The 16,851-nt window shown below is 62.5% G+C and carries 12 protein-coding genes; 3 read left to right on the top strand and 9 right to left on the bottom strand.

From position 1 onward, the window contains the following. The first annotated feature begins 119 nt into the window (after window positions 1-119). Together OKC44_RS21075 and OKC44_RS21070 are read left to right on the top strand one after the other, a co-directional pair. Window positions 120-470, top strand: a complete 351-nt coding sequence (locus tag OKC44_RS21075) for a hypothetical protein (protein ID WP_011707650.1) — start codon at window positions 120-122, stop codon at window positions 468-470. 225 nt (window positions 471-695) lie between these two features. Beyond that, window positions 696-2,690 (top strand): methyl-accepting chemotaxis protein, encoded by a 1,995-nt coding sequence (locus OKC44_RS21070; RefSeq protein WP_270814940.1) that lies wholly within the window; start codon window positions 696-698, stop codon window positions 2,688-2,690. Window positions 2,691-2,753: 63 nt separating this feature from the next. On the opposite strand, the gene OKC44_RS21065 is transcribed toward OKC44_RS21070, so the two are convergent. From OKC44_RS21065 to OKC44_RS21055, 3 genes are all read right to left on the bottom strand, one after another. Beyond that, entirely contained in the window at window positions 2,754-3,173 is a 420-nt protein-coding gene (locus OKC44_RS21065; RefSeq protein ID WP_016352223.1) for a hypothetical protein, read from the bottom strand. A gap of 159 nt (window positions 3,174-3,332) precedes the next feature. Then, complete coding sequence (locus OKC44_RS21060; RefSeq protein ID WP_270814949.1) at window positions 3,333-4,334, bottom strand: sensor domain-containing diguanylate cyclase; 1,002 nt, start codon at window positions 4,332-4,334, stop codon at window positions 3,333-3,335. 188 nt (window positions 4,335-4,522) lie between these two features. Further along, window positions 4,523-5,443, bottom strand: coding sequence for an AraC family transcriptional regulator (locus tag OKC44_RS21055; RefSeq protein ID WP_270814938.1), 921 nt, complete (start codon window positions 5,441-5,443; stop codon window positions 4,523-4,525). 75 nt (window positions 5,444-5,518) lie between these two features. On the opposite strand from OKC44_RS21055, the gene OKC44_RS21050 reads away from it, so the two are divergent. Then, the gene (locus OKC44_RS21050) at window positions 5,519-5,917 is read left to right on the top strand and encodes a VOC family protein (RefSeq protein ID WP_042065484.1); all 399 of its coding nucleotides are present in this window, start codon (window positions 5,519-5,521) and stop codon (window positions 5,915-5,917) included. 128 nt (window positions 5,918-6,045) lie between these two features. On the opposite strand, the gene OKC44_RS21045 is transcribed toward OKC44_RS21050, so the two are convergent. The 6 genes from OKC44_RS21045 to recC all read right to left on the bottom strand — a co-directional run bounded on the left by OKC44_RS21045 (window position 6,046) and on the right by recC (window position 16,834). Beyond that, window positions 6,046-6,819, bottom strand: coding sequence for a tetratricopeptide repeat protein (locus OKC44_RS21045; protein WP_270814935.1), 774 nt, complete (start codon window positions 6,817-6,819; stop codon window positions 6,046-6,048). Window positions 6,820-6,831: 12 nt separating this feature from the next. Next, window positions 6,832-7,170 (bottom strand): septation protein IspZ, encoded by a 339-nt coding sequence (locus OKC44_RS22220; protein ID WP_442865725.1) that lies wholly within the window; start codon window positions 7,168-7,170, stop codon window positions 6,832-6,834. 176 nt (window positions 7,171-7,346) lie between these two features. Then, window positions 7,347-7,676, bottom strand: coding sequence for a DUF6678 family protein (locus tag OKC44_RS21040; protein WP_270814933.1), 330 nt, complete (start codon window positions 7,674-7,676; stop codon window positions 7,347-7,349). Window positions 7,677-7,830: 154 nt separating this feature from the next. After that, on the bottom strand, window positions 7,831-9,870 hold the full coding sequence (gene recD / locus OKC44_RS21035) for an exodeoxyribonuclease V subunit alpha (RefSeq protein ID WP_270814932.1): 2,040 nt from the start codon (window positions 9,868-9,870) through the stop codon (window positions 7,831-7,833). Then, window positions 9,867-13,484, bottom strand: a complete 3,618-nt coding sequence (gene recB / locus OKC44_RS21030) for an exodeoxyribonuclease V subunit beta (RefSeq protein WP_270814930.1) — start codon at window positions 13,482-13,484, stop codon at window positions 9,867-9,869. Before recB ends, recD begins: the two co-directional genes overlap by 4 nt. Beyond that, window positions 13,484-16,834, bottom strand: coding sequence for an exodeoxyribonuclease V subunit gamma (gene recC, locus OKC44_RS21025; RefSeq protein WP_270814927.1), 3,351 nt, complete (start codon window positions 16,832-16,834; stop codon window positions 13,484-13,486). Before recC ends, recB begins: the two co-directional genes overlap by 1 nt. Between the last annotated feature and the right edge of the window lie 17 nt (window positions 16,835-16,851).

Below are 16,851 nucleotides of genomic sequence, written 5' to 3'. Positions count from 1 at the left end.
CGTGTCACACTCTGCTACAAAATAGGCTTCAACTGGCAAAGTTCAGACACCAGTCTGGTGTTTACTTAGGGTCAAGGCGAGCAAGCCGACCCCGAACTCAATCCGCAAGGAGATAGACCATGAAAAAACTGACCAAGACCCTGCTGACCGCCACCCTGATCCTTGGCCTGCCGCTCGGCGCCTATGCCGCCAGCGAAGCCGTCACCACCGCCCAGCCCGGCATGATGACCGACTGCCCGATGGATGGCAGCGGCATGATGGGCGGCAAGCACCATGGCGGCCGCCACGACAAGATGGCCCGCATGCAGAACATGACGCCGGAGCAGATCCAGACTCACCTGCAGCAGCGCTACGACAAGATCGAAGACCCGGCCAAGAAGGCTGAATTCGTGAAGAACCTGAGCCTGCGTGCCGACGGCATGACCAAGCACGCCGAAGCGATGAAGCAGTTCGCCGAAGCGCATCAGTAAACGCACTTCGACCTGCAACAGGGTGGCCTCGGCCACCCTTTTTTCGTTCCTCCCTCCCGCTCGGCCGGTTACCCGCCGAGATCCACTCCAACATCCCTCACTTCCCTTCCTCCCTGCTCCGAGTTCTGTGAGCGATAACAAACGTTTTATGTTCGAAATAGCTAATAATGACGCCTCGCATAACAAGGTCGCGCATCGGCGAGCCAACAAAAGACAGGAGTCGTTATGGGGTGGAGTCTGGGGACAATCAAGGGGCGCTATAGCGCCGTTTTTGTGGGATTCATGGCGCTGGTGTGTGCCCTGACGGTATTTGGCATTCAGCTCTGGATCAAGCCGGCGCTGCAGAAGGCCGGTGAACAGAACGTGGCACTGCGGGTCAGCGAGATCGCCACCGACATCCGCGATCAGCTCAATGGGGTGCAGAGCCAGTCCCGCAGCATCACCCAGCTGGTCGCCCAGCTGCCGAGCGAACAGATCGATACCCTGCTGCCAGCGCTGATCGATCAATACGGCAATGCCATGGTGTTTGGCGGCGGCATCTGGCCACTGCCGGATCAGCGGGAAGCCGGTCGCGCCAAGTTCAGCACCTTCTATCACAGGGATGCGGCCAACAAGCTGATCCCCAATACCTACTGGAACTCATCTGAGGCCCCAAACTACTTCGAACAACCCTGGCATAAGGCGGGACAGCAAGCCCCTCAAGGCATGTGTGCCTGGGCCGCCGCCTACAAGGACGGCGCCAGCCAGCAGCCGAGAACCAACTGCGCCATGGGGATCTACCGCAATGGTGCCCTCTACGGGGTGTCGACCATAGACGTGACCCTGGGCTTCTTCAACGATCTGGTGGCCAGCAAGGAGCAGGAGATTGGTGGCCAGGTGATGATCGTCGAGGCTGACGGCAAGATCCTGAGCCGAAACGCCCGCCTGAACGGTGATGTGGTGCTGGGCAATCTCTCCGCTCACGCCGATTATCCCTTCGCCAGCGCCATTGCCGACCTGCTCGGTCAAGCCCGCAGCCAAGCGCAGTTGCGAACCACTTTCCAGGATCAGGGGGAGGAGCAGACCCTGCTGCTGCAAGCCATCGAGGGGACACCCTGGTTGCTGGCGACTGCCCTGCCAACCAGCCTGCTGACACAAGACAGCAGGGATGTGCTCACCACCCTGGCCTCTATCCAGCTGCCACTGGTGGTGCTGCTGTTCGGGCTGATGTTGCTCGCCGTCAGTCAATTCGGCAACCGGCTGCAGACCCTCAAGCAGAATATCGATGCTCTCAGTGCCGGTGATGCCGACCTGACCGCCCGCATTCAGGTGAAGGGGCACGATGAGCTGGATCACATCGCCCTGTCGGTGAACCGCTTCATCGCCTATCTGCAGCAGATGATGGTACAGGTGACGGACGCCACCGATCTCATCACCCAGGAGCTGACACGCCTCGATCAGCAGACCGGCCAGGCCAGACGGATCCTGAACGAACACGCCGCCGAGACGGAGCAGGTGGTCACCGCACTCACCGAGCTCAGCTCCACCGCCGACAGCGTGGCGCAACACGCCAGCGATTCGGCCAGCTTCACCGAAGCCGCCAACGGCCAGGCCGCCAATTCACGCACCGTGGTGGGATCGGCTTCCGCCAGCGTGGTGGCCCTGATCGATGAGGTGGATCTGGCGGCCGCCAAGGTGCTGGAGATGCAGGAGGATGCCCAGCAGATCGGCAGCGTGCTCGGGGTGATTGGTGGCATTGCCGCCCAGACCAACCTGCTGGCGCTCAATGCCGCCATCGAGGCGGCGCGGGCCGGTGAGCAGGGACGCGGGTTCGCAGTGGTCGCCGACGAGGTGCGCGCCCTGGCCGCGCGCACCCAGAACAGCACGGCCGAGGTGGGCAGCATGCTGTCGCGCCTCACCCAGGGCGTCGCCGAAGCCGTGGTCGCCATGGAACATACCAAGCGCAGCTGTCAGGCGGCAGCGGATACCACAGGCCAGGTGACGGGGGGGCTCGACAACATGGCCGACTCAGTGGTGCGGATCCACGACCTCAGCAGCCAGATCGCCACCGCCGCCGAGGAGCAGAGCCGGGTAACCGAGGAGATCAACCGCAACATGGTGAGCATTCGCGACATGCTCAACCTGCTGCTGGAAAACGGCCAGCACACCGAACAGAGTGCAGCGGCGCTGCTCAGCTCCAATCGCCAGTTGCTGGCGCTGGTACATCGCTTCAAGGTTTGATGGCCGGCATCAGGCAGCAAAAAGGGGCCCGCGGGCCCCTTTTTTCATGCACGTCTTTCAGACTCAAGCCTTGGTCTTGTCGACCAGGTTCAGGGTCTTGACGGTCTCGCCTTCGAACTTGATGAGCACGTTCTTCTGAGCGGCTTCGGCATCCTTGAACAGGGTCTTGGAGGTCTCTGCCAGCATGGGAGAAACCTTGTTCAGGGCACCCAGGTCATAGGTCCACACTTCCAGACCGGCTTCGGTCTTGGTGCTGGCCGGTGCGCCCAGCTTGTCCTTGATGGCCTGTTTGTTGGAACCGCCTTCCTTGATGTCCAGCGCCTTCTTGATCGCTTCATTGGAGGCGCTGTCCATGGCGGTGCCGGCCATCTCTTTGGCAGTGCTGGTCACGCTGCTGGTCACTGTGTCGGTCAGGGAATCCATCAGACCGGCGTTGGCCATCAGCGGCAATGCAGTCAGGGCAACCAGGATGCTCTTTTTCATCGTTTCATCTCTCGCGGGGGATTAAAGAGCGCGCATCAGACCAGCGTACTCGTACGGAGTCAAGATGAGGGTGCGGTCAAGACGCATTCGGGGGGGATAACCAGAATAATCCGACATGGCGGCAAGCTCGCCGGACCGCCGACGCCGGCTATGGGCGGACTACTCGCAGATCTGGTTCTTGCCCGTCAGCTTGGCCTGATAGAGGGCACGATCCACCCGCACCATCAGCTGGCTCATGGGCTCGTCCGGCTGGTACTCAGCCAGCCCGAAGCTCATGGTGATGTCGAAGTGCTGGCAGACCCGCGACTGTACCAGCAGCTCCCGCAGCTTGTCGGCCACCAGCCGGCCATCGAGCCGGCCGGTATTGGGCAGCACCACCATGAACTCGTCGCCGCCCCAGCGGGCAATCAGGTCGATTTCGCGGATATGGCTGCGTACCAGCGCCACTATGTTGATCAGGGTCTGATCCCCGGCGTGGTGGCCGTGGTTGTCGTTGATCTGCTTGAAGTCATCCACGTCCATGGCGATGACGGAGAAGGGCTGGTGAAAGCGCTTGGCCCGTTCGCACTCCTGGCGGATGGCCCGCTCCAGCCGGTAGCGGCTGGCGGCACCGGTCAGGGCATCGGTCTCCGCCAGCTGGCGATTCTCCTCCGCCTTCTGCTGCAACGCCTCGTTGAGCCGCACCAGTTCGGCGGTACGCTCGGCAATCTGCTGCTCCAGGGTGTGATTGCGCCGCTCCAGCTGCTCCAGCAGCAGCTTCTGGGCGTGGATGTTGCGATGGGCGCCGATCATCCGGGCCACCGACCCATCCTGGTTGCGGGCGATGACGCGGCCGCAATCCTCAATCCAGATATAGTCGCCGCCGCGACTGCGGCAGCGATACTCGACCCGGTAGTCGGGGGCGGCGCCGCTCAGGTAGGCATCGAAGCTGGCCATCACCCGATCCATGTCGTCGGGGTGGATCACGCTCTCCCAGGTGAAGACGTTGTTGCCAAGGGTGTGGGCTTCGTACCCCAGCATCTGATACCAGCCCGGGTTGCGATAGACGAAGCCGGTGTTGGCATTCCAGTCCCAGATCCCGTCGCTCACCACCGCCAGAATGCCGTGTATTACGGCCTCGCTGACGTCCGAGATCCTGATCGTGTCGCTGTCCTGCAGCATGGAGACCATCCTTGTCTTGCCGCCCCGCAGGGTGCGGGGCATTCCAGCCTGATGTTGAGAAATGACAGCGGCAGACGGCTGCACAGCCCGCTATCCGTTGATCGATGAAAACCGCCACCGCTTGTTCCGGTTATCGGCCGCCATCGGGTTCGTCTGAATAACAGTAGCAACCAGTGTGGCTCAATATTTCACCCTTGTCCGGTTTTAAAGGCGGGATGATGCAGGCTGCGATAGTGGCTGGGCGCCAGCCCGTGCTGGCGTTTGAAGGCGGTGGAGAAGTGGTACTCGTTCTTGAAGCCGCACTGCTCGGCCAGCCGCTTCACCGAGTCGGCCCGGCTGGCCAGCAGGAGCGCCGCCCGCTGCAGCCGCAGCCGTTGCAGCAGCGCCATGGGTGCCAGCGCAAAGTGCTGCTGGCAGAGCCGGTAGAGCTGGCGCTCGGAGAGGTGCAGGGCGCCGGCCATGCGCGCTATGTCCCACGGCTCGGTCAGCGCCTCTTTGAGCAGCAATTCAAGGCGCAGCGCCAGCCGCTCGCCGCGCCGCTGCCCCTCCCCCTTTTGCAGTAACCGGCGCAGGTAAAAGCCGAGCTGCTCAACCAGCAGGGCGCTGAGCAGCGGGTCCTGATGGCGCTCCTGCTCCGCATAGAGGTTCTCGATCGTGCGCAGCACGGTAGCCTGCTGGGAGGTGCAGCCAAGCCGGGGGTGGCTGGCGAAGGCATCCCAGGGGGAGTCCTTGTGCAGCAGCAGCCACACCAGTTCCCACTCACTACCCTTATTCACCTGCTGGTTCAACGGCTCATTCACCTGCTCACTCAACTGCTCGCCAAGCTGGTAGCAGAGCGGCTCCCCGGCCGGGATCAGCGCCCACTCGCCGACCTGCAACCGCTCGCGGCGATCGCCTACCTGCACCTCCCCCTCGCCGCCCAGGGTCAGCAGAAAGCAGTGCACATCGGCAAAGCGGCGCGCGATGCGGTAACGGGTCTTGAGACGGGAATAGCCCGCCAGCCACACCTGCTCCTGTGCGAGGGCCGGCAACAGGCTGTCACAGCAGATCTGCTCGCGGCAGTCAGGGGAGACATCGACAAGATCGGTGTTGGCAGTTTCAGACATCATCAGGACGGGCTCAGCCATGTCGAAGGGACAGGCCCCAGCATAGCATTAAGGACATCAAGTCACAGGAGACCAGCCATGCATATCCATCACGTCGCCATCTGGGCACAGGATCTGGAGGCACTCAAGGCATTCTACTGCACCCTGTTTGGCGGACAGGCCAATGAGCGCTATCACAACCCGAGCAAACAGTTCAGCTCCTACTTCGTGCGCTTCGAGGGGGGCGCCAGCCTGGAGCTGATGCACACCCCCATCCTGTTTCCGGCGGATCTGCATCTGCCACACCCGTTGCAGGGGCTGGCCCATATCGCCTTCTCCCTCGGCAGCGTGGAAGAGGTGGACAAGATGACTGCCCGCCTCAAGCTGCTCAAGGGCGCCGAGGTCAAACACCTGGACGGCCCCCGCTGGACCGGCGACGGCTATTACGAGAGCACCTTCCTCGACCCCGAAGGCAACCGGCTGGAGCTGACCATCTAATACCTGAATGATCCCCTCACCCTGCCCTCTCCCAATGGGAGAGGGGATCATTCAGCATCGAGGATATAACGTTGGCAATGGGGGAGGTTTGGAAGTGAGTTATTGCGCGATCTTTCGATTACTCGACATTAGTAACCAATCTCAAATGGTGTAGGTTTGCCAGACACTCTAATAAAATCACCATGCGCGTGTACATTGTGACCAAACCCACACTCATTTTTATTCTGGTTTGTATCAACCCTCAGAATACCATGATCTTTTTCTATAAATTTTATCGAAATTTCACAATTACCTTCCTCACCGGTTAGCTTTATCATCCCATCATTATCCTTCATAGTCACAACCTGAGATATTTCCCCCATGTTGGGACCATAAACCATCCCCATTAACCCAAAATAGAGCAGATTCAAGGATATCAGGTAGTCATTACCTTGCTTTTCTACAGAGGCAACATTCCAACTTCCGAAACCAGCATATTCCCAATAAGTTCCCACCATATCAGGCCCAACAGAGGCTGGCATATTTTTAAGCAGACCGTAGTTGAATTTAGATTTCTTATCATTCGGGGCTAATGACAACCATGCCAGAGCCTTAAGCTTCTCCCCTTGTTTTATATAGGAAAGTGCAACATTGTTATATGCCGTAATAGTCGCCGCTTGATCTGGCTTACCATAAACATATCCACACCCCTCACTTAACGAGACTTGCTCCGTAAAATAATCTCTTGCTTTGGCATATTCCCCTGCCTTGTATGATTCATCACCTTTTTTGATAACCGCAGGCAGTTTTGCACACATCTCTTTTGCTATATCATCACCAGACTCTGCTGCATTAGCAAAGACATTAGCGCTAATATATAGCGTCAACACCATTAAAACAAACTTCACACTTGTAAATTTCATATCATTGACGCCTTAAATTTTCATTCTGTTTTTCTGTATAACAATCACACCTATCAGAATAGACAAAGCAAAATTCACAAATAGGCTGCCATATATTTTTGTATATACCCAGTAGGTTAGTGGCAATGTTTCACTGACAACATATAATATCGCTGCGTATAGGATATAAGATGTCCCCATGACCTTTCGATAAGAACACCATATTATATCACCCAAGCCTAAGCGATTACCCCAGAGAGAAAATAATAGACCTTTGTGATGATTAAATGGCACTAATAACAAAACACCTACAACTGTATAGAAAACTGAAGGTTTCAATACTATCCATGACTCAGAAACAAAAAAATACATTGTTGCAAACGATAAGGGTAACGCGGCAAAGAGAAATAATAAATATGTCCGCCAATACAATCCCCATACACTTTTAATCACTTTAATCTCCTATTACATTCTGCAATAAAATATTTTTGAACATCTATGCACAACAGACAGCGGTAAATTTCATTTACCGCTGTCCAATTGCTGGTTTACCCCAAGTAGTCCATCGGTTTACCGAGCGGTGCATAGCCGTAGACCCGAAATACATTCCCGACCCGCTCTCCGGGCACCCGCACCTGTAGCAACAGATCCTGCACGGCTGCGGTCTGCTCAGGCGATGTGGTATCTACTTCCAGCAACTCGATATGCTCGTAGCCACCCACTTTAAAGTGATAGAACCACTCCCCATCCCAATCAGATAGATACCGGCTGTGCAGGTCCCGCACACGCCACCTAGGAGAGAGCGATCCCAACGCATGCATACCGAGCCGGATTTCTTCCCACCTACTGGCATTCATCAGTCGCACCAGTTCCATCATGCCCTCCATCCAATCCAGATTCACTGACGCAGTGGCCACAGATATCCCTCTTTCCTATCGCTGATTGGCGTGCGTATATGCCCTTCAATGAAAAGTGCGCAATCCTTAGCAATGTATAATCGGGCAGTAAATCCCTTCACCGCCGTACCATCGCTCACTCCCCCAACCTCTCCGCCAATCCGGAATAACGCTCGGTCTTTTTCCGTACCGCCTGGGCCAGCAGGGCGCGATCGCCGTAGAGATCGAGGCGGGCCTTGGCGCGGGTGATGCCGGTATAGACCAGCTCGCGGGTCAGCAGCGGGCTGGGGCTGTCGGGCAGCACCAGCACGGTATGGGCAAACTCCGAGCCCTGGGATTTGTGGATGGTCATGGCGTAGACCGTCTCATGGGGCGGCAGACGGCTGGGCAGCAGGGCCCGCAAGGTGCCGTCCGGCTGCTCAAACCATACCTTGAGCCGCCCGGTTTCATCGGGCAGACAGAGCCCCATATCGCCGTTGTAGAGGCCGACCCCGTGGTCGTTGCGCACCACCATCACCGGGCGACCGGCATACCAGTCGCCATCACGGGCAATCAGGCCAGCCCGTGACAGGGCCAATTCGAGCCGTTCATTAAGCCCCAGCACCCCGAATGGGCCATCGCGCAGGGCGCAGAGGATCTGGAAGCTGTTGAATGCCTTGAATACGGCGGCGGGCGCTTCCCCCGCGCGGGCCGCCTTCAGATAGCTGCCGTAACCGGCCACCCCCTGGGCAATCAGGGCCTCGTAGGCCTCCCCGGCCCAGGGATGCAGACTGATATCGACAAAGCTCATGCCCCAGACAGCTTCCACCGCCGTGGCATCGCCGCTGTTGCAGGCGCGCGCCAGCTGGCCGATGCCCGAATGCTGATCAAAGCGCCAGCTCTTGGCCAGCAAACAGAGGCTGTCACGCACGGTCGCCCCTGCGGGTGTGCCCTGCAAGCGGTAGCCGGTCTGGCGGGAGAGCCACTGCGCCTGCGCGGGGCTGATGCCCTGTTCGATAAAGCTGCAGATATCGCCGAGCACGGCCCCCGCCTCCACCGAGGCGAGCTGATCCTTGTCGCCAAGCAGGATCAGGCGGGCGTGGCTTGGCAGCGCATCGAGCAGGCGCGCCATCATCGGCAGATCGACCATGGAGGCCTCATCCACCACCAGCAAGTCGAGGTGCAGCGGGTTGCCCGCGTGGTGGCGGAACTGGCTGCGCCCCGGAATGACCCCGAGCAGCCGGTGCAGGGTGCCCGCCTCGGTGGGGATCGCCTCGACCCACTCGGGGGGCAGATCCAGGGCCTGCAGGGCAGAGCCGATACTCTCGGTGAGGCGCGCCGCCGCCTTGCCGGTGGGGGCCACCAGCCGGATCGCCGGGGCCTTGCCCGCCTGCAGGCCGGTCTCCACCAGAATGGCGAGCAGCTTGGCGACCGTGGTGGTCTTGCCGGTGCCGGGGCCGCCGGAGATCACCGCAAAGGGGCGCGCCGCCGCGGTGGCCGCCGCCAGCTTCTGGCCGTTGCAACAGAGCGCCTCGGGCACCAGCGTATCCAGCTTGCTCAAATCACTCGCGGCCTGGGCGCTGGCCAGCAGCGCCTCAATGGCGGGCCAGTCCACTTCGCTCGGGAACACCAGATCCAGATACTTCAGGGTAAAGTGGCGGGCCGAGAAGTCGGGGGCGAGACGGGCCTTGAGCAGCGCCGCGAACACCAGGCCGTAGTCGCGGGCAAACAGCCGCGACAGGGCGGGGGCGATCTCCGGCCATTCGGCGCGTTCACTCAAAGCGCGCAGATGGCGGGCCACTCCCAGCTCAAAGTCGTGATAGCGGGTGAGGTAGAGCCGCCCGTGCCAGAGCCGCAGCGGCCAGCGCGGGGCGAGCCCGTCATCCTGCCCGGTGCCAACCAGCGGGCTTGCCGCAAGCAGGGCGGGCCAGCGGGCAGGATCCGCCAGATCGGCCAGCAGATCCCGACTCTGATCCGGATCCAGCCCGAACGGGCGCAAAGATCCAGCTGTCAGCATCTCAAGCGGCAGACAAACATGGCCGCGCCCCAGCTCGAAGCAGGTGAGCGCCGCTCCCAGCACCAGTTCGGGGCTGCCGCCCAGATCGGCCACCAGTTTGGCAAATTGCAGATCCAGCTGGCGGATGCGGCCCGCCAGCGCCAAAGCCTTGAGCCGTTCAATCATCATGGTGCCGTTCATGCTTCTACCCCGTTATCCGATACCCCGGCGAGGGCGGGCGCCGCCCCCTCGCCAAACAACCGATCCAGCCCCAGCACCAGTTCACGACTGGGGCGGGTATGGAAAATCCCCCCCTGCGGCATGCCGCGCAGGAACAGATAGAAGACCCCACCAAAGTGCTGCTCGAAGTCGTAGCCCGGCAGGCGCAGGGCCAGCAGCCGGTGCAGGGCCAGCGAGTAGAGCTGGTATTGCAGGTCGTAGCGGTGCTCGGCCATCGCCTGCTCCAGCGCCGAACGGCTGTAATCGCCCGGGCTCATGCCGAGGTGGTTCGATTTGTAGTCGAGCAGATACCAGCGCCCCTGCCACTCGAACACCAGGTCGATAAAGCCCTTGAGCATTCCCTGCACGGTGGCAAAGCTGAGTGGCTTGTTGCCCCGCGACAGCGGGTCGTGCTGCTGGCAGAGTGCGGTCAGCGCCGGTGCCGTCACCCGCCCCATGGGCAGGAAGAACTCCAGCTCCACCTGCTTGCGCTCGGGGGCCAGGTCCCGCAGCCGCACCGGCTCGCCAAAGCCCGTTTCCAGCGGGGTATCGAGCACCGCCTCCACCTGCTGTTGCAGCACGGGCGCCCAGCTCTCGTCGAAGCCATCCTGCACCAGCAGGGTGGCGATATGCTCTGCCAGCGGCTCACCAGCGGCGCTTTGAAAGTCGATGGTTTCGAACAGGCTGTGCAGCAGGGTGCCGGGGCGCGCCCCTTTCGGGAAGGTAAAGATGGAAGGCTGGGGCGCCTCTTCCTGTTGTGCTGTAGACAGGTCAGCAGCCAATGCAGCCGCCTCGGTCACGACCTCGTCATCGAAGCCGGGATTGGCCAGCACCCCCTTGCTGTGGCCGTGGCCCTGCGCCGCCAGCCCGGAGTAGGAGCTGATCCACCAGTCCCGCTCGAGGGTGCCGGTAAAGTGGCGCACCTGCGGCTCGCCCAGTTGCTCCTCCTCCGCCGGCATGGGGGTCGGGCGAGTGAGCGAGGGCTCACCGACGGCCACCCCGGGCAGCGCCTGCGCCAGCTCGGCCAGAGCGGTCGCCAGCGTCGCGGCATCCCCCTCCTCGCCCTTTTGCAGCAGGTAGCCGATGGCGGTCTGGTGCAGGTCGGTCTGCTCCGACTTGCCATTGCCGGAGCGCACCGGCGCCAGCCCCAGCCAGGTGGCGTAGACGCCCCGGGTCAGCGCCACATAGAGCAGCCGCAGATCTTCAGCAAGGCGCTCCCTGTCCGCTTCGGCGAGCGACGAGTCGGCGCCGGTGAGATCGAGCACGGTGCGATTGCCCGCGCTGTCCGTTTCGTGGAACAGCGGGGTATCGGCAGCGCGGTGGCTACAGATAAAGGGCAGGAACACCAGCGGGTACTCCAGCCCCTTGGATTTGTGGATGGTGACGATCTGCACCAGCTTGCGTTCGGATTCGAGCCGCAGTACCTGCTCCGCATCCTGGCCGTCGGGGCGACTCGCCGCCTCCCCCAGCCAGCGCAGCAGGGCATATTCGCCATCCAGCTCGCAGCTCACCTGTTGCAGCAGCTCGCCGAGGTGGAGGAAGTTGGTCAGCCGCCGCTCGCCGTTCGGGCTCGCCAGCAGGGAGGAGGCGAGATTGCGCCGGTGCAGCAGGGCCCGCAGCATGGCCAGCACGCCGCGCTTGTGCCAGATCTTGCGGTACTCCATAAACTCCTGCACCGCGCTCTCCCACGCCCGCTCGTCACTGGCGAGCTCGTCGAGCGCCTTGGCATCCAGATCGAACAGCCCGGTGGCGAGCGCCGCCCTAAGGCTGCGCTCCTCTCCCGGGTTCTGGCAGGCGTGCAGAATGAGCAAAATCTCCCGCGCTTCCACCTGCGCCAGCACGCTTTCGCGATTCGACAGGTAGACGGAGGCGATGGCGAGGCGCGCCAGCTCCTGCTGCACCAGCTTGCCCTCGGCGCCGGTGCGCACCAGCACGGCGATATCCCCCGCTTTCACCGGCTGATCGCCGATCTGCGCCTTGCCCGCCCGGGCCAGGGTCAGCAGGCGATGGATCTCCACCGCCGTGGCGCGGGCCATCCGGCTCTGGTAATCCCCCTTGTTGAAGGTGGGCTGGCCGCTCAGCTGCCAGCAGTGGAGCACGGGAGCGGCTTCGCCATCCAGCTGCAGCGCCTTGCTCTTGCCCTGCGCCTCCACCGGCAGGAAGGGGATATCCGCCTCGTAGATAAAGGGATCCTTGGCGCGCTCGAACAGGCCGTTGACCGCCGCCACCAGGGCGCGGCTGGAGCGCCAGTTGCGCCCGAGGGTGTAGTGGGCGCTTACATTTCGCCGCGCCTGAATGTAGGTAAAGATGTCGGCGCCGCGAAAGCCGTAGATGGCCTGCTTGGGGTCACCGATCATCAGCAGCGCCGTGTCGGTGTGGCCACCGTAAAGACGGTGGAAGATGCGGTACTGCTGGGGGTCGGTATCCTGAAATTCATCGATCATCGCCACCCGGTAGGTGGCGCGAATGCGCTCGCACAGCCGCTCGCCAAGGCCGGAGCCAAGCGCGCCGTCGAGGTCTTTGAGCAGGTCATCGAACGAGAGCTGATGAGCTTGCCGCTTGCTGGCCTGCATCCGGCTGCGCACCACCACGGCCGCCCGTTGCAGGATCAGATCCCGAATGCCGGGACGGCTCGCCAGCAATTCATCGATCTGGCTGAACAGCGGCAGGGTCGGCACCGCGCCCCCCTTCTTGAGGTTCTCCTCCAGCACACTTTGTCCGAAGCGCTCCAGCTCCTTGGGGATGGCGTAGCCACTGGCCTCGTCCTGCGCCCAGTCGGCTATCTTGGCGAGCCACCCTTCGTAGTTCTTGCCGGTGTAGCGGCTTACTTGCCCATCCGTCTGGCGGCGGATTTCGTCCCCTTGCGCCAGCCATTCACGCTTCACCGCCTCAATACGGGCCATGGCCGCCTGATGGCGGGCGGCGAGGGTCTCGTCCCCCGCCGGCGGGCGCATCTCCAGCTCGCTGTTGTCGAGCCAGCTGCCCATCTCCCGCAGCAGGGCGGCGGGGCTCGGCCAGAGCGCACGCACCGCGCTGGCGAGGGGCTTGTCCACCGGATAGAACTCGGATCGCCAGTAGTCACTCACCGCCTGCAGCCGAAGCTGGCTGTCGTCGGTGAGAAATTCGGTTTCAAAGAGGGCGCCCGACTCAAAGGCGTTCTGTTTCAGCATCCGCTGGCAGAAGCCGTGGATGGTGAAGACCGCCGCTTCGTCCATCTGGCGCTCGGCGGCCAGCAGGCGGCGGGCCGCCAGTTCGTGATCCTCCACCTCCGCCAGCAGCTGGCTCAGCAGGGCGTCCTTGCTCTCACCGCGCATGAAGGCGAGCCGCGCCTCGTGGATGCGGGCGCGGATCCGCCCGCGCAGCTCGGCGGTGGCCGCCTCGGTAAAGGTCACCACCAGGATCTCGGTCACCGAGAGCGGCCGTTCGTGGGCGCTGGGTTGACCAGCGTCTTCCCCCTCTTCGATGAGCGGGCCATGGCCCAGCAGCAGACGCAGGTAGAGACCGGCGATGGTGTAGGTCTTGCCGGTACCGGCGGAGGCCTCGATCAGTCGCTCGCCATAAAGGGGAAAACGCAATGTATTGAGCGGGTTGGCCATTATTGCAACTCCTCCAGGCTCTTGAGCAGCGGGGTCAGGTGTTCACGGGCCAGCGCCTGCAACTGGGCCAGCACGGCCTCGTCGAGTTCCGGGAAACAGCGGGCGACATAAGCATCTTCCCCCTCCCCCTTGGCCATGTAGCCGCCGTTGAAGCGGGTGAGGGCCGCCTTGTCGGCCGCCTCCGGTTTCTCCGGATCCTTCTCAATCGCCTTGAGCCAGTCCCAGGCGGTGCTCGGGAAGAAGGGCAGCGGCCGCTTCATCCCCTGCATCCAGAGCGCCACCAGCGCCGCCAGTCTGGGCCGCGCCTCGTCAGCCGGGAGCCTGGCCAGCCGCAGACTCTGCTTGGCGTCAAACAGCAGGGTGTCGCCGGGAGCATCGCTCAAGGCGAGGCAGAGGTGCTGGATCCAGCCCAGCAGCAGATCCTTGCCGTTGAAGCTGCCGGGTTTCACCACCAGCAAGCGCCCCTTCTGGGTGTCGATCCACCCTTGCAGCTGACCCTGAGCCAGCGCGATATCGACCTCCACCGCCTGTTTTTCTGCCTCATTGGCCGCCACCCAGGGCCGCAGCCGCTCCGCCAGCTTGCCCATCTGCTCGTCCAGATCCTCCAGCAGCAGGCTGCCGAACCATCCTTGCGGCAGCAGGCCGGTGAGCTGCAGCCGCTCGCGGCGCATGGCACTGTCCCCCTGTGCCAGGTGAGCAGCGAGCAGCAGGTCTTTCAGCTGATAATGTTGCAAGCCATCCAGCTCGAACGGTTCGCTCTCCTCGATGTTGGCTTCGTTCAGCTCGAACCATACCTTGAGACGGCGGTTGAGGAAGTAGCGGGCCGGCTGGCGATAGAAGCGCAGCAGCTCCGCCAGCTCCAGCCCCTGCTCCTTGCCCCATTCGGGAGGTAAGGGCAGCTCGCCACTCTGGAAGTTGGCCGCGCCGCGCTGCGGATGGAGGGCCGGCAGCCAGTCGGCGGCATAGGTAAAGAGGCCGGAGCCTGCCGCCGGATAGAAGTAGGCGTGGCTGTAGGGGGTGAGCGGATGCTGGGTGATCAGGTGCGCCAGCAGCCGCTTGCCGGAGGTCTCGTCATCGAGCTGCTCATCCCCCGCCAGCACGAAGCCCTGTCGCACATAGTCGATGAGTTCGGCCAGCAGCACCGAGGGCACCTTGTCGCTGTTGTCCTGGGCGCTGAAGCCTTGATAGCTGATGTAGAGCCCCTGCTGGGCGCTGAGCAGCGCCTCGAGAAACAGATAGCGGTCGTCATCGCGACGGGAGCGATCCCCCCGCCGGCCCGCCACCGCCATCAGGTCAAACCCCATGGGCGGCAGGGTGCGCGGGTAGACGCCGTCGTTCATGCCGAGCAGGCAGACCTGCTTGAAGGGGATGGAGCGCATCGGCATCAGGGTGCAGAAGTTGACCTGACCGGCGAGGAAGCGCTGGCTGGAGCGGGACTCCCCCAGCACGCTGCCGAGGTAGTCCTGCAACAAGTCCGCACTGATGGGCTGCTCGAAGCGGGCCTCGCCCAGCTGGGCGAGCCAGTCGGCCAGCTGGCTGCGGATCAGCTGCAGCTGGCGCTCTTCATCCTCGTCGGCCAGATAGAAGCGCTCCAGCAGCGCGTTGAGGCAGGCGACCCACTCCCCTAGCGGCTGCGCCTGTTGCAGGCGGGGTAAAAATTCGGCCAGCGAATCGACGAACCAGGCGAGCTTGCCGAGCGCCAACCCCTGCTGACCCTCGATGTCTGCATAGGGCAGGATGCCTGCCACCGGCTCGCCGTCGCCCATGGCAAAGCCGAGCAGCATGCGGCGCAGGCCGAACAGCCAGCTGTTGCCAGAGAGGCGCGGCAGATCGAAGCGCTCGGGGTAGCCGTCATCCAGCCCCCAGCGGATGCCGGTCTCCTGCACCCAGACTCGCAGCTGATTGAACTCCTCGTCATCCAGCTCGAAGCAGCGCAGCACGGCGGGCACCTCGAGAATGGCGAGCAGCTCGCCTGCCCCGAAGCGGGCGTTGGGCAGCCTGAGCAGGGCGAGGAAGCTCTGCAGCAGCGGGCTCTCCTGGCTGGCCGCCCGATCCGATACCGCGAAGGGGATCTGGCCGCGCGCGCCGAACACCGCCTGAATGTAGGGGCCGTAGCTGTTCACGTCCGGCATCATCACCACCACGTCTTTCGGGGTGAGGGATTTGTCCTGCTCGAACAGCGCCAGCAGCCGGTCGTGCAGCACCTCGAGCTCGCGCATCGGGCCGTGGCAGGCGTGGATCTGCAGGGATCCATCGGCCGGATCGAGCGGGCTCTTGTGGTGGCTGGCGTCGAGATCGAACTGGCCGGCACCCCGTTCGGCCAGCTCCAGCACATCCTTCTGGATGGCGTGCAGCAGCTTGATATTGCCCTTGCCATCCAGCTCGTCGATATCGACGAAGGCCTCTATTTGCGGCACCTCCAATTCCATCAGCTGATGCAGGTAGTCGCGCCCCAGCTTGCCCATGGAGGCGAGCAGCGGGTTGGCGGGGCCCTGCAGGGTCTCGATGTCGGTGCCGGGCTTGAGCTTGTTCTCGAGGCGCGCCAGCGTCTTGCGATCGAGCAGATCCCCCCAGTAGTAGCGGCAGGGGTTGGTGACGAACAGGTGCACCTCCACCTCCGGCCGGCTGCCGAGGGCCAGCAGCGCCTCCACATAGCGCGGCGGCAGTGCCGAGATGCCGAACACGAAGACCCGCTGCGGCAGCTTGCCCGGCAGCGTGGCGGTACGCTCCAGCTCGTGGATAAACTCCTCGTAGAGGTTGGCGCGGTGGTAGCCACTTGGAGAGAGCGCCAGGGTGCGGGCCACCAGCTCGCGCCACAGCTCCGGCTGCCAATCCTGCCCGCTCACCCCGGCCAGCTCCTGGCTCAACCCTTCCCCCTGTTCCCAGCGGGCGATCCAGTCCGGCCGGTAGACCAGATACTGGTCGAACAGATCCGCCACCTTCTGGCAGAGCTGCCACAGCCGCACCTGCTCGGGATCCTTGGCAGGATCCGCGTCATCCCCGCCCAGATAGGCGGCCAGCGGCGCAAAGGCCGGGCGATCGAGCAGGGCAGGCAGAATGGTCATCAGCTGCCAGCTCATGGAGCCCTTGTTGTAGGGGCTCTGGCGCGGCACGTCCGCCAGCACCTGGGTGAACATCTCCCAGATAAAGCTGGCGGGCAGCGGAAAGTCGATATTGGCGGCGATGCCGAAGGCTTTGGCCAGCTCCAGCTTGAGCCACTGGGCCATGCCTGGGCTCTGCACCAGAATTTGCTCGCGCTCGAAGGGGTGAGCGAGGGGCACCTGCCGGATGCGGCTCACCAGCAGCTCTTTGAGCAGATCCAGCTGATTGGAATGGTAGAGGGTAAACATGGGCAATTCCCGCCAGA

Source organism: Aeromonas sp. S41-2 (assembly GCF_027705845.1).
In the GTDB taxonomy this organism is placed as follows: domain Bacteria; phylum Pseudomonadota; class Gammaproteobacteria; order Enterobacterales; family Aeromonadaceae; genus Aeromonas; species Aeromonas hydrophila.
Note: the sequence above shows the minus strand (reverse complement) of the source record. Positions and strands in the feature narration are given on the sequence as shown.

Coding starts and splice junctions, on each gene's coding strand:
- OKC44_RS21075 (WP_011707650.1), top strand. CDS start 120: ATGAAAAAACTGACCAAGACCCTGCTGACCGCCACCCTGATCCTTGGC.
- OKC44_RS21070 (WP_270814940.1), top strand. CDS start 696: ATGGGGTGGAGTCTGGGGACAATCAAGGGGCGCTATAGCGCCGTTTTT.
- OKC44_RS21065 (WP_016352223.1), bottom strand. CDS start 3,173: ATGAAAAAGAGCATCCTGGTTGCCCTGACTGCATTGCCGCTGATGGCC.
- OKC44_RS21060 (WP_270814949.1), bottom strand. CDS start 4,334: ATGCTGCAGGACAGCGACACGATCAGGATCTCGGACGTCAGCGAGGCC.
- OKC44_RS21055 (WP_270814938.1), bottom strand. CDS start 5,443: ATGATGTCTGAAACTGCCAACACCGATCTTGTCGATGTCTCCCCTGAC.
- OKC44_RS21050 (WP_042065484.1), top strand. CDS start 5,519: ATGCATATCCATCACGTCGCCATCTGGGCACAGGATCTGGAGGCACTC.
- OKC44_RS21045 (WP_270814935.1), bottom strand. CDS start 6,819: ATGAAATTTACAAGTGTGAAGTTTGTTTTAATGGTGTTGACGCTATAT.
- OKC44_RS22220 (WP_442865725.1), bottom strand. CDS start 7,170: ATGTATTTTTTTGTTTCTGAGTCATGGATAGTATTGAAACCTTCAGTT.
- OKC44_RS21040 (WP_270814933.1), bottom strand. CDS start 7,676: ATGATGGAACTGGTGCGACTGATGAATGCCAGTAGGTGGGAAGAAATC.
- recD (WP_270814932.1), bottom strand. CDS start 9,870: ATGAACGGCACCATGATGATTGAACGGCTCAAGGCTTTGGCGCTGGCG.
- recB (WP_270814930.1), bottom strand. CDS start 13,484: ATGGCCAACCCGCTCAATACATTGCGTTTTCCCCTTTATGGCGAGCGA.
- recC (WP_270814927.1), bottom strand. CDS start 16,834: ATGTTTACCCTCTACCATTCCAATCAGCTGGATCTGCTCAAAGAGCTG.